This window comes from Alphaproteobacteria bacterium, assembly GCA_030740435.1.
Classification (GTDB): domain Bacteria; phylum Pseudomonadota; class Alphaproteobacteria; order UBA2966; family UBA2966.
This window is the reverse complement of record JASLXG010000184.1, coordinates 1-14229: the sequence shown is the minus strand read 5'-3', so window position 1 is coordinate 14229 and position 14229 is coordinate 1. Positions and strand designations below refer to the sequence as shown.

17 protein-coding genes are annotated in these 14229 nt (G+C 67.4%); 10 read left to right on the top strand and 7 right to left on the bottom strand.

The annotated features are described in order from the left end of the window. Positions 1–88: 88 nt before the first annotated feature. Both QGG75_17870 and QGG75_17865 read left to right on the top strand, forming a co-directional pair. Positions 89–976, top strand: coding sequence for an MBL fold metallo-hydrolase (locus QGG75_17870; protein MDP6069097.1), 888 nt, complete (start codon positions 89–91; stop codon positions 974–976). A 52-nt stretch (positions 977–1028) separates the two neighbouring features. Next, on the top strand, positions 1029–2132 hold the full coding sequence (locus QGG75_17865) for an enolase C-terminal domain-like protein (GenBank protein ID MDP6069096.1): 1104 nt from the start codon (positions 1029–1031) through the stop codon (positions 2130–2132). 433 nt (positions 2133–2565) lie between these two features. Here QGG75_17865 and QGG75_17860 read toward each other — a convergent pair whose 3' ends face one another. Then, complete coding sequence (locus QGG75_17860; protein ID MDP6069095.1) at positions 2566–3420, bottom strand: DUF1849 family protein; 855 nt, start codon at positions 3418–3420, stop codon at positions 2566–2568. 333 nt (positions 3421–3753) lie between these two features. On the opposite strand from QGG75_17860, the gene QGG75_17855 reads away from it, so the two are divergent. After that, positions 3754–4452 carry a GGDEF domain-containing protein gene (locus QGG75_17855; GenBank protein MDP6069094.1) on the top strand — a complete coding sequence of 233 codons (699 nt, stop codon included), beginning with the start codon at positions 3754–3756 and terminating at the stop codon, positions 4450–4452. A gap of 155 nt (positions 4453–4607) precedes the next feature. On the opposite strand, the gene QGG75_17850 is transcribed toward QGG75_17855, so the two are convergent. Next, positions 4608–5414: an alpha/beta fold hydrolase gene (locus tag QGG75_17850; protein MDP6069093.1), complete on the bottom strand. Its 807-nt coding sequence runs from the start codon at positions 5412–5414 to the stop codon at positions 4608–4610. Between the two features lie 91 nt (positions 5415–5505). On the opposite strand from QGG75_17850, the gene QGG75_17845 reads away from it, so the two are divergent. From QGG75_17845 to QGG75_17815, 7 genes are read left to right on the top strand one after another with little or no spacing between them, the layout of a single operon-like run. Further along, complete coding sequence (locus QGG75_17845; GenBank protein ID MDP6069092.1) at positions 5506–6279, top strand: glucose 1-dehydrogenase; 774 nt, start codon at positions 5506–5508, stop codon at positions 6277–6279. 13 nt (positions 6280–6292) lie between these two features. Next, a complete protein-coding gene (locus tag QGG75_17840; GenBank protein MDP6069091.1) occupies positions 6293–6727 on the top strand; it encodes a YbaN family protein in 435 nt (144 codons plus the stop codon). 44 nt (positions 6728–6771) lie between these two features. After that, a complete protein-coding gene (locus QGG75_17835; GenBank protein MDP6069090.1) occupies positions 6772–8244 on the top strand; it encodes an aldehyde dehydrogenase family protein in 1473 nt (490 codons plus the stop codon). Positions 8245–8273: 29 nt separating this feature from the next. Further along, the gene (locus QGG75_17830) at positions 8274–8741 is read left to right on the top strand and encodes a RidA family protein (protein ID MDP6069089.1); all 468 of its coding nucleotides are present in this window, start codon (positions 8274–8276) and stop codon (positions 8739–8741) included. Next, a complete protein-coding gene (locus QGG75_17825; GenBank protein MDP6069088.1) occupies positions 8741–9208 on the top strand; it encodes a RidA family protein in 468 nt (155 codons plus the stop codon). The genes QGG75_17830 and QGG75_17825 overlap by 1 nt, the downstream gene beginning before the upstream one ends. A 19-nt stretch (positions 9209–9227) precedes the next feature. Beyond that, positions 9228–10019 carry a glycerophosphodiester phosphodiesterase family protein gene (locus tag QGG75_17820; protein MDP6069087.1) on the top strand — a complete coding sequence of 264 codons (792 nt, stop codon included), beginning with the start codon at positions 9228–9230 and terminating at the stop codon, positions 10017–10019. A 23-nt stretch (positions 10020–10042) separates the two neighbouring features. Further along, a complete protein-coding gene (locus QGG75_17815) occupies positions 10043–11215 on the top strand; it encodes a GNAT family N-acetyltransferase (protein ID MDP6069086.1) in 1173 nt (390 codons plus the stop codon). Between the two features lie 116 nt (positions 11216–11331). Here QGG75_17815 and QGG75_17810 read toward each other — a convergent pair whose 3' ends face one another. From QGG75_17810 to QGG75_17790, 5 genes are all read right to left on the bottom strand, one after another. Beyond that, positions 11332–12297 (bottom strand): ROK family protein, encoded by a 966-nt coding sequence (locus tag QGG75_17810; GenBank protein ID MDP6069085.1) that lies wholly within the window; start codon positions 12295–12297, stop codon positions 11332–11334. Between the two features lie 3 nt (positions 12298–12300). Then, positions 12301–12960 (bottom strand): AAA family ATPase, encoded by a 660-nt coding sequence (locus QGG75_17805; GenBank protein ID MDP6069084.1) that lies wholly within the window; start codon positions 12958–12960, stop codon positions 12301–12303. A 37-nt stretch (positions 12961–12997) separates the two neighbouring features. Further along, on the bottom strand, positions 12998–13693 hold the full coding sequence (locus QGG75_17800; protein ID MDP6069083.1) for a hypothetical protein: 696 nt from the start codon (positions 13691–13693) through the stop codon (positions 12998–13000). Next, entirely contained in the window at positions 13690–13971 is a 282-nt protein-coding gene (locus QGG75_17795; protein ID MDP6069082.1) for a DUF3572 domain-containing protein, read from the bottom strand. Before QGG75_17795 ends, QGG75_17800 begins: the two co-directional genes overlap by 4 nt. A 137-nt stretch (positions 13972–14108) precedes the next feature. Further along, positions 14109–14229: IS5/IS1182 family transposase (locus QGG75_17790; GenBank protein MDP6069081.1), on the bottom strand; the 121-nt coding region annotated here is incomplete at its 5' end.

Below are 14229 nucleotides of genomic sequence, written 5' to 3'. Positions count from 1 at the left end.
GGAGCCAAACCGGCGATAGCCAAAGGTCGTTCCTGGCCCCGCCGTCCGGGCCAGGCCGGAGAGAGAAATCCATGCGAGGAAGCAGCCGATGAAGATCACGCTTTTGGGCACCGGAACCCCCAAGCCGCTCCCCAACCGGGCCAGTTCGGGGTATCTGATCGAGGTCGGCGACGACCTAATCGTCATGGACCAGGGCGCCGGTTCGGGCCAGCGCCTGATCGAATCGGGGGCCAAGCAGAGCGAGGTCAGCCACGCCTTCTTCAGCCACCTCCACCACGACCACTGCCTCGACTATCCCCGTCTGGTGCTGCAGCGCTGGGACCTGGGCGCCGACAAGATCCCCGAGCTCAAGGTCTTCGGCCCGCCGCCCATCGGGCGCATGACGGAGCTTTTGTTCGGCCCGGAAGGCGTCTTCTGGCCCGACATCGTGGGCCGCACCGAACATCCGGCCAGCAACGAGATCTTTCGCGTCCGCGGCGGCACGCCGCCGCGCCCCAAGCCCCGGCCCGAGGTCACCGAGATCCAGGCCGGCGACGTCATCGAGGGCAAGGGCTGGAAGGTCACGGTGGCCGAGGTGCCGCACCTGCAGCCGATCATGCCCTGCTATGCCTTCCGGCTCGAGGGCGACGGTGCCTCGATGTGCTATTCCGGCGATTCAGGCGGCGTACCCGAGAGCCTGGTGGAACTGGCACGCGGCGTCGACGTGCTGATCCACATGACCTACATCATGAGCGGCACCGAGCCCCATCCCCTCTTCCGCGAGCTCACCGGCAGCCACCTGGACGTGGCCGAGGTGGCCCAGCGGGCCGGCGCCAGGACGCTGGTGCTGACCCACATGCTGGAGCAGATCGACCAACCCGGCATCCGCGAACGCGTCGTCAGCGACATCATGAACGTCTTCGAGGGCACCGTCATCTGGGGCGAGGATCTGATGGAGATCCCGGTCGAGCCCCTGGCCCCCGCCAAGATCGAATAGGGGGCACAGCCGCCGATTCCCGCTGCCCAATTTGTGCTCTATTCTGGGCGGCATGAAAATCAGCGAGATCGAAATTCGGCTCTGCCGCCACCAGTCCGGCATGACGGGCGGCGAGCTGCGCGACGGCCAGGGCTCGGAACTGGAATTCCTGGTGATCACGATGAAGACCGACGAGGGGCTATCGGCGTCCTCCTTCGGCTACGCCGGGCGTGGCGCCCGGCCAGCCGGCGAGATCGCCGCCACCTCGCTGAAACCCTTCTTTCTCGGGCGCGACCCCCTCTATCGCGAGCGTAACTGGCAGGACTTCCGGGTCAGCGACCGCTGGTGGCACCTCGTGCCGATCTACAGCTTCGGCCCCTTCGACGTGGCCTGCTGGTTGCTCTCGGCCCAGGCCGCCGGCCAGCCGCTCTACCAATACCTCGGCGCCTACCGTGACGAGGTGCCGGTCTACGCGTCCTCGCTGGTGCTGCCCGAGCCGGCCGCCTACGCCGAGCAGGCGCTCGAGGTCCAGGCCGCCGGCTGGGCCGGCTACAAGCTGCATCCGCCGGGCGACTATGCCTTCGACCTCGAGGCCCACCGCTGCGTGCGTGAGGCCGTGGGCCCCGACTTCACCCTGATGAGCGATCCCGTCGCCGCCTATACCAGCGAACAGGCCTTGCGTATGGGGCGCGAGCTCGAGCGGCTCGACTATTACTGGTTCGAGGAGCCGCTGGCGGATGAGAATTTCTCCGGCTTGCGCGAGCTCAGCCGGGCGCTCGACATCCCCATCGCCGGTGCCGAGGTGCTGGCCAAGCGGCCCTATTCAGTGGCCGAGTGTCTGGCCACGCGGGTGGTCGACATCGTCCGGGCCGACGTCTCCTGGGGCGGCGGCGTCACCGGCGCAATGAAGACGGCGCATCTAGCCGACGCCTTCGGCGTCCAGTGCGAGATCCACACCGCCATCTATCATCCGCTGGAGCTGGTCAATTTGCATTGCGCCGCGGCGCTCAGGAACAGCGAGTTCTTCGAGCTCCTGTGGCCCACCGACTATTTCGATTTTGGTCTCGGCACACCGCTGGTCATCGAGAACGGCAAGGCGCAACTGCCCCAGGGCCCGGGCCTGGGCGCCGAGCTCGATTGGGATCTGATCGAGGAGGCGACGTTCGACGTGCTTTAGCCCGCATTTCTCACCGGGTCATGGCCTGCGCGACGCTGTGGCGTCGACAGGGTAGGAGCGCTGCGCCGCGCAATGTGGGACATCGGGCAAGCACAGCGACACACCCTGTCGGCGCCACAGCGTCGCCCGGAGGGTCGCCCCGCAGAGTCCCTGTGCGCGCGCCCGCTACGGAAAAGGTCGAAGAGCGTAGTACCACTACGCTCTTCGACCTTTTCCTTCCGGATCGCATCACCTGGGGGCTTTGCTGCCCGTGACCCGGTGAGAAATGCGGGCTAGGGTGGCGGCTCGCCGGCTCCCGATTCCCATCGGCTCATGATCCACAAGCCTTTGTATCCACGGAACAAAAGAAACTAGTTCAGCGCTGAACTCTTTTCTCGAGACAAAGCAAAACCGAGCCCGAAGAACAGCTATCTCGGGGCGGCTCGGAGAGAATCTAGCAGCCCGGCTCGTCCATGGGCTCGAGCTTGCTCAGCCGCCCGGCCACGGCGAAGTCGCCGTAGTCCATCACCAGGCGGTCGGCGACACCGTTGGCGAACATGCGGAAATCGACCTCGTAATCGGGCGTCTCGTCGCCCCGGTCGACGCGGAAAAAGGCCATGCGCATGCGCCAGGCCGGCACACGGTCGAGCGCCGGGTGGGCCACCTCGGCGGCACCCTCGGGCATGGCGTCGGTGACGAAGGCGATGACGTCGAAGAGCCCCTTCTTGCCGCTGCCGTCGAACATGCGGGCGGCGATGCGGCGTTCTCCGGCACTGGCGGAGCGCACCAGGAAGGTGGTGTGTTCGGTGGGAAAGACGGTGCCGGCGCCGAGCGCGACCTCGAGGCCGTCGGGCTTGCTGAAGCTGACGCTGCCCGCCTGGCCCCGACCGGCCAGGGTGGCGCGGCCGCTGTAGGCTTCCTCCTTGCGGCCGCGGGCCAGGCTGCGGATGTTGAAGCGGAAGATGTCGCCCTGCTTCGATTCCCACGATGACAGCGTATAGTCGCTGTCGATCTGGCGGCCTTGCAGGTCGGCCACGCGCATGCCGATGCGCTGCAGCGCCGTGAAGCCTTCGCAGGTCCGGACCCATTCCAGCGCCATGCGGCCCTCGACCCGGGCAACGCCGCTGCCGCTGGCGGCACTGGCCAGCGAGAGCTCGTAGATGGCGCGGTGCGACAAGAGGTCGAGATTGATGGCGCCAGCCGCCGCCGGCCCCGTCAGCCCGGTCAGCAACGTCAGCAGGGCAAAGGCCCTTGGCGGCAGGTATTTCATGATCATTTCGAACGCCAGTTTCAGATCGTGCGCCAGCATATATCATGACGTCCTTGGCGTCCCAGCCCGGCGGCGCGAATTTCGCGAAGGTGCCTGATCGGAAGCCGCCTGATGCCAAAGGCCGAGAAGGCGCTGCTCGATTTTCTCGAGCGTCACAGCGCTTCCTGAAACCACCCTGACATTTCTTCCCGGCGGCCCCGACCAAAGCTGCCGGGCGGCAGATTTTGCCGGGGAAATTGGGCCTTGGGCCGCGGTTTCGTGCGGCTTTTCACTGGCATGGCCCTTGCGAGCAAGAACTCAGAAAGTCGTCAGACGTTGTCCCCGGCCGCGAGTGGGGTGCGGCCGGAAAACAAGAAAGGGAGAGGAACCCGCATGAGTATCGCCATTGATTTCGGTCCCGTGCCAGCCAAGGGCCAGGCCGGCGCGCTGACCGACCAGCTGCTGCGCTCGTTGCGCGACCGCACCGCCATCACCCGCCAGGAGCCCTGGCGCCTGCTGGAGCAGGCGGTCGAGGTGGTGGCCGCCGCCGAGCAGCGCATTTCCCATCAACGCGAGAAGATCGAGCGCCTCGAATCGCTGGTCATGACCGATCCCCTGACCGGACTTTTGAACCGCCGCGGCTTCGACGCCCAGATGCGCAGGGTGCTGGCGGCGGCCCGCCGTCACGGCGACACCGGGGTTTTGACCTACATCGACCTCGATGACTTCAAGCAGATCAACGACCGCCACGGCCACGCCGCCGGCGATGCCGTGCTGCGGCGTGTCTCCAAGGTGCTGCGCCAGAACACCCGGCTGACCGACGTGCTGGGCCGGCTGGGCGGCGACGAGTTCGCGGCGTTGCTCACCCACACCGGCGAGGCCGAAGGGTTCTTCCGGGCGCGCCGCCTGCACAGCCTGCTCTCCCAGGCCCACGCCCGCTACAAGGGCGTCGGCATTCCGCTGCGCGCCAGTTTCGGCTCGGCCAGCTACGACGCCAACAGCGACGAGGCCGACCTCCTGCGCCGCGCCGACGCCGAGATGTACGAGACCAAGACCCGCAAGAACGACACCTTCGACGTCGCCGCAGAGTAACTTTCGACCCCCGACCCCCCGTCCCCCCGCCCCACCCAAGTGCGCCGGTTCCCCCGCCGAGTCTTATTTGGGCCCTCGCCGGGCGCGCGCATCCGCGCGCTTGGCCGCCGCCTCAATGGCGGCTTGGTGCCAAATAGACAAAGGGTCCTCGGCGATTATCGGGCGAGTAGGAACTCCAGCACGACGCGGTTGAACTCGTCCGGCTTTTCCAGGTTCGAGAGGTGCCCGGCCCGGGGGATGACGTGGAGGCGGGAATCGGGCAAGCGCGCCTGCATGCTTTCGCCGAAGGCCACCGGCGTCAGGGGGTCGTGCTCGCCGAAGACCAGCAGCACCGGCAGCGCGAAGGCCGCCAGGTCGGGGATGCGCTCGTGATTGGTGGTGGCCACGATGGTCTTGAGGTAGCTCTCCTTGTGCAGCGCCGACATGGAGGCCACCAGGCGCGCCATCTGGGCCTCGCTGATGTCGGGACCGGAGAAGGATTGGGCCACGCCGGGTGCGATGTCGCGGGGCTCGCCGCCGGCCAATAGGGGCTCTTGGCGGAGCCGGATGAACTCGGCGCGTTGCTCGGGCGTCAGCATCTCGGCGAAGCTGGCGAGGGTGTTGCAAAGCACCAGCGAGGCCGCCCGTTGGGGCTCGCGCTCATAAAAATCCTGCAGGATGAGCCCGCCCATGGAGAGCCCCACGAGATGGGCCCGGGGGGCGCCGAAATGATCGAGCAGGCGGGTCAGATCGGCGCTGAAATCGGCGAAGTCGAGGGGCCCCTCGTAGTCATCCGACAAGCCGTAGCCGCGGGCGTCCCAGGCCACCACCTGGAAGTGCCGGGCGAAGGCCGGCATTTGGTCGCTCCAGTTCTGGCGCTGGCCGCCGATGCCGTGCAGCAGCACCACAAGCTCGCCGCTGCCCGCCACGTCGCAAGCCAGGCGTGGTTTTCCCTCGACGAATACCGTCTCGATTTTCGCCATCGTCACCCTCCCTTGCCGCTCTCTTGCCGCTCTCTTGCCGCTCTGTAGCCAGTCGTGTAAGACGCAGGAAGGTAGCAGGGAGGAACATGAAATGGCCAGACTGGCAGGCAAGGTTGCGATCATCACCGGGGCGGCTTCGGGTTTGGGGGCGGCTTCGGCGCGGCGCTTCGTCGAAGAGGGCGCCTCAGTCGTCATCACCGACCTCGACGACGGGGCCGGCCAGGCCCTGGCCGACGAGCTGGGCCAGAACTGCGCCTACCTCCACGACGACCACATGGACCGGGCCCAGAACGAGGCCGCCGTGGCGCTGGCGGCCGAGCGCTGGGGCGGGCTGGATATCCTCTTCAACAACGCCGGCACGCCCTTTTCCGGCACCTTCGAGGGCATCGACGACGCCGCCCTCGACCGCGTCGTCGACGTCAACCTGAAGGGCCCCTTTCGCATGACCCAGGCGGCGTTGCCGGAGCTGCGCAAGCGCGCCCAGGCCAGCGAAAACGGCGCTGTCATCCTCTTTACCTCGTCGTTGCAGGCCCTCATGGCGAGGCCCAACTTCACGCCCTACACGGCGGCCAAACACGGTGTCCATGGTCTCACTCGTGGTCTGGCGCTGGAGCTGGCGCCCGAGAACATCCGTGTCAACACGCTGTGTCCGGCCGCCACCGACACCCCCATGCTGAAGGAGTTTCTGCCCGGCATGGCCGACGACTGGGAAGAAGCCAAGGCCCGCTTCCGCTCCACCATCCCCTTGGGCCGCATGCCCGAAGAGGTCGACACAGCCAATGCCGCGGTCTTTTTGGCTTCCGACGAAGCCCGCATGATCACCGGCATCGCGTTACCTATTGATGGCGGTACCACGGCCGCCTGAAGGCGACGCGGCCGTGAACGCCGGCGCAAGGTCTGCCCTGGCCGTCCGGGTGCGGCAAAGTGCGACGTTGCGCCACCTTTTCTTCGCTTTCGCCTGGCTCAACGTCGCGGTCGGCGTGGCCGGCATCTTCCTGCCGCTGTTGCCGACCACGGTCTTTTTGCTCATGGCGCTTTGGGCCTTTTCGCTCTCTTCGCCGCGCTTTCAGAACTGGCTCTACCACCACCCCCGGCTGGGACCACCGGTCAGGGCCTGGCACGATCACGGCGTCATCCCGCTGCGCGCCAAACTGGCGGCCGTGGTGGTGATGTCGGGGGGGCTGATCTTCGTGGCGCTGCACTATGGTGATGCCGTCCTGACGCTGGGGCTGGGATTTATGTTGGTCATCATCGCCAGTTGGATCGTGACCCGGCCCGGGCGGCCCCAGGCCGAGCAATCCATGACCCGGTGAGAAATGCGGGCTAAACTGGGCGGCCGGCCACGCGAGGGAACGTCATGACAGCGGACATCAAAGACCACTGGCAGAACTTTATCGGCGGCGCCTGGGTCGAGGGCTCGGGCGGCGACACCATCGCCGTCGAGAACCCGGCCAGCGGCCAACAGATCGCCACCATCGCCCGGGCCCGTGAGGCCGACGTGGATGCCGCCGTGGCGGCGGCGCGCCAGGTCTTCGAGAGCCGCGAGCTGGTGGACATGCGGCCCTCGGCGCGGGGCCAGATGATGCTCGACGTCGCGCGCAATTTGACCGAGATGGCCGACGATATTGCCACCGCCGAGTGCCTGGATAACGGCAAGACCATGGCCGGCGGCAAGAACGAGGCGCTGGCGGCGGCGCGCTATTTCACCTATTACGGCGGTGCCGCCGACAAGCTCGAGGGCCGCATGATCCCGCTGGGCAAGGGCTACGTCGATTACACCGTGCCCATGCCCTTCGGCGTCTCGGCCCAGATCGTGCCCTGGAACTTCCCCCTGCAGATCGCCGCCCGCTCCATCGCCTGTGCCCTGGCCACGGCCAATACCGTGGTCATCAAGTCGCCCGAGCTCTCGCCGCTTTCCATGGCACTGCTGGTCGAGGCCTGTGCCCGGGCCGGCGTGCCGGCCGGGGCGCTGAACCTGATCTGCGGCTACGGCTTTGATGCCGGCGCTGCGCTCGCGGCCCACGGCGACGTCGACCACATCGTCTTTACCGGTTCCGTGGCCACCGGGCGCTCCATCCTCAAGGCGGCGGCCGAACGCGTGCTGCCCTCGATCATGGAGCTCGGCGGCAAGTCGGCCGGTATCGTTTATGCCGATGCCGACCTCGACCAGGCCGTGGCCTCGACAGCCATCGGCATCTTCACCCACGCCGGCCAGGTCTGCTCGGCCCAGTCGCGCCTGGTGGTGCATAATTCGGTCCACGATGATGTGGTGGAACGCCTGAGCGGGCGCGCCCGCGAACTCAGCATCGGCCCCGGCATCGAGGGCCACGACATCACGCCGCTGATCTCGGCGGCCCAGCTCGACAAGGTCGAAGGCTATTGCCTGGGCGCAAGCCAGGCCGGCGCCGAGGCCGCCGTGGGCGGCCGCCGGGCCGAGGCCGAGGGCCACTTCATGCAGCCGACCATATTCACCGGCGTGGGCCCCGACATGGCCATCGCCCAGGACGAGGTCTTCGGGCCGGTGCTGGCGGTGCTCGGTTTCGACGAACCGGAAGAGGCCGTGGCCATCGCCAACGGTACCGACTACGGCCTGGTGGCCGGCGTCTATACCCGCGATCTGGAAACCGCGCACTGGACCGCCGACCGGCTGTCGGCCGGCCAGGTCTTCGTCAACGAATGGTTCGCCGGCGGCGTCGAGACGCCCTTCGGCGGCACCAAGCGCTCGGGCTTTGGCCGCGAGAAGGGCCAGGAGGCGCTGCTCAATTACGTCCAGACCAAGAACGTGGCGGTCAAACTGGGCGGCGGTGCCGGCGGCCGGCCGGGCGGATAGGGATTTCAAGTAGAGGGAGGGAGAAGAACATGGCCGGAAAAATCGAATCGCGGCTCCAAGAACTGGGCATCGTGCTGCCGGAAGCGGTGGCCGCCCTGGCCAATTACGTGCCTTGGGTGCAGAGCGGCAATAACGTCTGGATCGCCGGCCAGGTGCCGCTGGTGGATGGCGAGCTGCAACATATCGGCAAGGTCGGCTCCGGCATCGAAATGGACGAGGCGCAAGCGGCGGCCCGGATCTGCGGCCTCAACATCATCGCCCAGGTCAAGGCCGCTTGTGGCGGGGATCTCGACCGTGTGGTGCGCTGCCTCAAGGTTGGTGGCTACGTCAACGCGGTGGCCGACTTCGGCCGTCATCCCGAGGTCGTCAACGGCGCCTCGGACCTGATGGTCGAGGTCTTCGGCGAAGCCGGGCGCCATGCCCGCTTCGCCGTCGGCGCCGGCTCGCTGCCGCGCCAGGTCAGCGTCGAGATCGACGCCGTCTTCGAGGTGGCGTGATGGCCGGCCGCATCGAGGCCCGGCTGGCCGAGCTGGGACACGAGCTGCCCCAGCCCATGGCGCCGGCCGGCACCTACGTGGGCTGGACGCGGGTGGGTAACATCGTCCACATCGCCGGCCAGGGTCCGGTGCGCGGCACGGTGATTCCGCTGCAAGGCAAGGTGGGCCAAGGGGTGTCGCTGGAAGAGGGCCGTGAAGCGGCGGCGCTGACGGCGCTCAACCTGCTGGCTCAGGCGCGTGAGGCCTGCGAAGGCGACCTCGACCGCATCGTGCGTTGGCTCAAGCTTTTCGGTCTGGTCAACTGCGGCCCCGACTTCGGTGAGCATCCCGAGGTCATCAACGGCGCCTCGGATCTGCTGGTCGAGGTCTTCGGCGAGGCCGGCCGCCACGCCCGCTCGGCCATCGGCGCCTCCGACCTGCCCATGGGCATCCCGGTTGAGATCGACGCCGTCATCGAGGTGCGCTGAGGCCAGCGGCAGCTCCTTCATGACCTCCGCCCCGGCTTGGCTGAGCGAACGGCCGTTTGCCCATCGTGGCCTGCACGGCGCGGGCCTGCCGGAAAACTCGCTGGCCGCCGTCGATGCCGCCATCGCCGCCGGTTACGGCATCGAAATCGACGTCCTGGGCAGTGCCGACGGTGAAGTGCTGGTCTTTCATGACGACGACCTGGAGCGCATGACGGCCCGGCCCGGCCGCCTCGACGGGTTGCCGTCGGCGGCGCTGGCCGAATTGCGCCTGGCCGACAGCGACGAGGCCATTCCCAGCCTGGCCCAAGTGCTCGAACGGGTGGCCGACCGGGTGCCGCTGCTGATCGAGATCAAGGCCCGCGATACCGGAGCGTCCCGGGGGGCGGGACGGCTCGAGGCGGCGGCCTGGCAGGTCTTGCGGGACTACCGCGGCCGTTTCGCCGTGCAGTCCTTCAATCCGTTGTCGCTCTATCGCTTCCGCCGCCTGGCGCCGGCGGTTCCCCGCGGCCAGATCTCGGGTGATTTTCGCCACACCAAGCTGCCGGGCGGTTGGCCCGCCAAGGTGCTGGCCCGGCGCTTCGCCTTCAACTGGCTCAGCCGGCCCCACTTCATCGTCGACGACGTCGGGCGCCAGCCCTGTGCCGCCGCCCAGCGCCTGCGCCACCGCCTGCCGTTGCTGCTCTATACGGTCAGGAGTGCGGCGCAGCAGGAAACCGCCGGCCATTTTGCCGACAACATCATCTTCGAGGAAGTCCGGCCTCAGCTGCGCTTGCCGGGAGCTGCCCTCGAATTAGTATCTATGACAGAATGATGCCTCAAACGATTTAGGGAATCATGGGCGACGTCGAGCAGGAACCGGTCAGCGCCAGGATCGTCAACGCCATCGCCTCCCTCGACGCGGCCGCTTGGGATGCCTGTGCCGGGACCCAGAACCCCTTTGTCGGCCACGCTTTTCTCAAGGCGCTGGAAGAGAGCGGCTCGGTGCGGCCCGAGACCGGCTGGGCGCCGCAGCACCTGGCGCTGGAGGATGCCGATGGCCGGCTGCTGGGCGTGGCGCCCTTGTACCTCAAGTCCCACTCCCAGGGCGAATACGTCTTCGACTATGGCTGGGCCGACGCCTTCGAGCGGGCCGGCGGCGAATATTATCCCAAGCTGCTGATGGCGGTGCCCTTTACGCCGGTGCCGGGGCCGCGCCTGCTGGCGCCGCCGGGCCCCGACCAGAGCGCGGTGCGCGATACCCTGCTGGCGGCGGCGGTGCAGATTGCGCGGCAGCACGAGATCTCGTCGCTGCACGTCAACTTCTGCAGCCGGGACGAATGGCTTCGCGGCGGCGAGCTCGGCATGCTGCAACGCACCGGCGAGCAGTTCCACTGGCTCAATCGGGGCTACGGAACCTTCGCCGACTTCCTGGCCGATTTGGCGGCGCGCAAGCGCAAGACCATAGCCAAGGAACGCCGCCAGGCCCTGGGCGAGGGACTCGAACTGGTGGTGCTGCAGGGCGCCGACATTGGCGAGGAGCACTGGGATGCCTTTTTCCACTTCTACATGGATACGGGCAGCCGCAAGTGGGGCCGGCCCTACCTCAACCGGGAATTCTTCAGCCTGCTGGGCCAGGCCATGGCCGAGCGCATTGCGCTCTTTCTGGTGCGCCGCAATAGGCGCTGGATCGCCGGTGCCCTTAACCTGATCGGTTCGGACTGCCTTTACGGCCGCTACTGGGGCTGCACGGAGGAGCACCGCTTTTTGCATTTCGAGGTCTGCTACTACCGGGCCATCGAGTTCGCCATCGACCACGGCCTGGCCCGCGTCGAGGCCGGCGCCCAGGGGCCACACAAGCTGGCCCGGGGTTATGTGCCGGTACACACCTATTCGGCCCACTGGATCCGCGACGGCGGCTTTCGTGCGGCGGTGGAGAACTACCTCGAACACGAGCGCCGGGAAATCGACCAGGAAATCGAGCATCTCGGCCGCCGGGCGCCGTTTCGGCAGACCCAAGGCGACGGCTGATCCGGCCACTGGAAAACACGACAGCTACTTTTTGGCGAACAGTAATTAATTGGTCCCTGTCCCCGATATTAAGCCTACCTCAGGAAACAGGCGCCCGTGACGCTGGGATATGAAAATCAACAGTTACTTTTTGGCGAACAGGCAATAAAAGGTCCCTGTCCCCGTTTGGGCGGTTCGGGCGGTTCGGGCCACAGCCAGGCGGCGCCGCGGACGCCGCTGGAATCGCCGTGCTGGGCCTTTTCCAGGCGCGTGTTGACACTGTCGGAGAAGGCGAAGCGGCCCCAGAGTTTGGGCACGTTGGCGTAGAGCCTGTCGATGTTGGAACAGCCGCCGCCGAGCACGATGACGTCGGGATCGACGACGTTGATGATGGTGGCGAGGGATTTGGCGAGGCGAAGCTCGTAGCGCTCCAGAGTGGCCCCGGCGGTCGGATCGCCCTGTTCGGCCGCCGCCGCCAGTTCGGCAGGCTCGAGTTTCTCGCCCGTGGCCAATAAATGGTCGCGAGCGACGCCGGGGCCGGAGAGAAAAGTCTCGATGCAGCCCTTCTTGCCGCAATAGCAATCCGGGCCCGGCAACTCCGCCGGCTCGGGCCATGGCAGCGGGTTGTGGCCCCATTCGCCGGCCACGGCGTTGGCGCCCGTGATCACCTTGCCGCTTACCACCAGGCCGCCGCCGGTGCCGGTGCCGAGGATGACGCCGAACACCACGTTCGCCCCGGCCGCGGCGCCGTCGATGGCTTCGGAAAGCGCCAGGCAGTTGGCGTCGTTGGCGAGGCGCACCGGCCGGCCCAGTGCCGCCGCCAGATCGCGGTCGAGCGCCCGGCCGATGAGCCAGGTCGAGTTGGCGTTCTTGATCAGGCCGCTGGCCGGGGAAATGGTGCCGGGAATGCCGATGCCGACGCTGGATTGTGCCCCCCCGGCCTGGCTTTCGACTTCGTCCACCAGGCCGCAAACCACATCGATCGTGGCGTCGTAGTCGTCACGCGGTGTGGCCAGGCGCCGGCGGGCGGCAATGCTGCCGTCGCCGGCCAGGGCCATGGCCTCGATCTTGGTGCCGCCGAGGTCGACCCCGATGCGCCGCATTTCTCAACTGCTGGGCTGGTAGTCGGCGTCCCTGACCATGTAGACCAGCCAGGCCCAGAGCTCGCCGATCTCATAGGCCGCCCGGCCGTCGCGGAAGACCTCGATATAGGTCCTGCCGTCCATGGTGGGATGTGATAGCGCCGCCTGGTGGCTGATGATGACCGGGGCCACGGGGATGTCGAACTCGGCCACGCCCTGACGCGCCTCGCGGGTGATCGAGGGTTCCGTGCCCTCGCGCCGCGCCAGGGGGCAGGCGTTGAGCACGATGCCGGCTCGGGCCTTCGCTTTCTTGACGATCTCGACGGTGCGCTGCGTCGAGCGCAGGTCGATGGGGCTGGGCCGGCAGGGGATCAAGGAGGGGCCGGCCAGCCCCGCCACCATCTCGGCCACCGGGCCGGCCTGCGGGGGCGTGTCGAGGATGGTCATGCCGATGTCGCGCTTGGCGGCCTGGTCTAGGGCGTCGACCAGGTGGCGGGGATGGCATTCCGCCAGCGCCGGCACCTTGTCCTCGCGCGCCCGCCACCAGTCACCGGCCGAGCGCTGGGGATCGATGTCGATCAGCGCCACGCGCTCGCCGGTCAAGTGGGCGTGCACGGCGAGGTGGACGGCCAGGGTGGTTTTGCCGGCGCCGCCTTTTTGTGACAGGAGAGCGAGGACTTTCATGTTGGGCCCAAGTGTTGTCTCTCTCTGGCGGCCGGGTTCAGAACCCGGCCTCGGCCAGGTGGTTCTCGATGAAGGCGCGGGCCGCCGGCCAGGTGTCGGCCCGATGGTGGCTGTCCTCGGCCGGCTCCAGCAGGCGGGCCAGGCGCGGGTCGGCGACGAAATGCAGCCGGATCACGCGTTCGGCTGCCCGGGCCACCGAGGTGTGGTTGTGCGGGATGTCGTCGATAAACAGCACCGGCGCCTGCACCTGTTCCGCCAGCACCCGCACCGCCGGCCCTTTCATGCCGGAGTTGGCGATCAGGGGATAGTCCATGTTGTTGTTGCGCAAGCTGCGCTGGCGGGCCGCGAAGGAATCCTTGGGCACGTTCGAGAGCACCACGACCTGGGCCCGCTTGGCCAGTGCCGCCAGGGCCTCGGCGGCGTCGGGCACGGGATCGAGCTGTTCGGCACGGGCATCGAAGAAATCTTGCAAAAGCGCGTGCACCTCGTCCTGGTCCAGCGCTCTTTTGCTTTCACGGTCGCGCACGTTGCCGGTGAGCGCGAACGAGGCCCAATCGAAATAGCAGTCCCTCTCCTCGATGAAGGCGACGAAGCCGGCCATGAATTCGAACAACACCTCGTCGGCGTCCGAGATGATCAGCGGCCGGCCCGGGTCGAGTTTGAGCGCCGCCAGTTGCGCCGCCACCTCTGGCGGCGGTGGGCGCGTGCTGGCGTTGCTGCCCTGACGGCTCATGGCAAAACCATTTCCGGCGCCCCGCCGGGCAGCCGGGCGCGGGCCTGGCTGGGCTCCTCGGGGGCCAAGCCGGCGTCCTGGCAAAAGGCCACCAGGCGGCCGTCGTGCTCGAGCAGAAAGTCGAGAACGCCGCCGAGCAGCGCCGGATCGCCGGCCAGGTGGCGCAGCGCCTCGGGCCTCAGGCCGCTGCGGGCCAGCAGCCGTTCGAGCTCATCGGCGTCGGCGGCGATGAAGGCGAGCGCCTTGAGAGCAATGGTTTCCGCACTTTCCGGAGTCATGACAATTCCTGGACAAATCCTACGCTGGTAGCGAGTAAACCCCTGGCAATTCCCCTCACCGTATAGCTCCTCCATGGGACGGCTTTGGCGCGAGGGTAACCGAATCTTTCGCCGGGCGCACTAGGGCCTGTTGACAATTAGCGCATGGCAATGATGGTGGCGGCGAGGTTCAAGTTTGCGGCGTAGCTGGTATCGGTCTTGTCGTAGCGGGTGGCGATGCCCCGGAATTCCTTGATCTTGGCAAAGTAGTTCTCAACC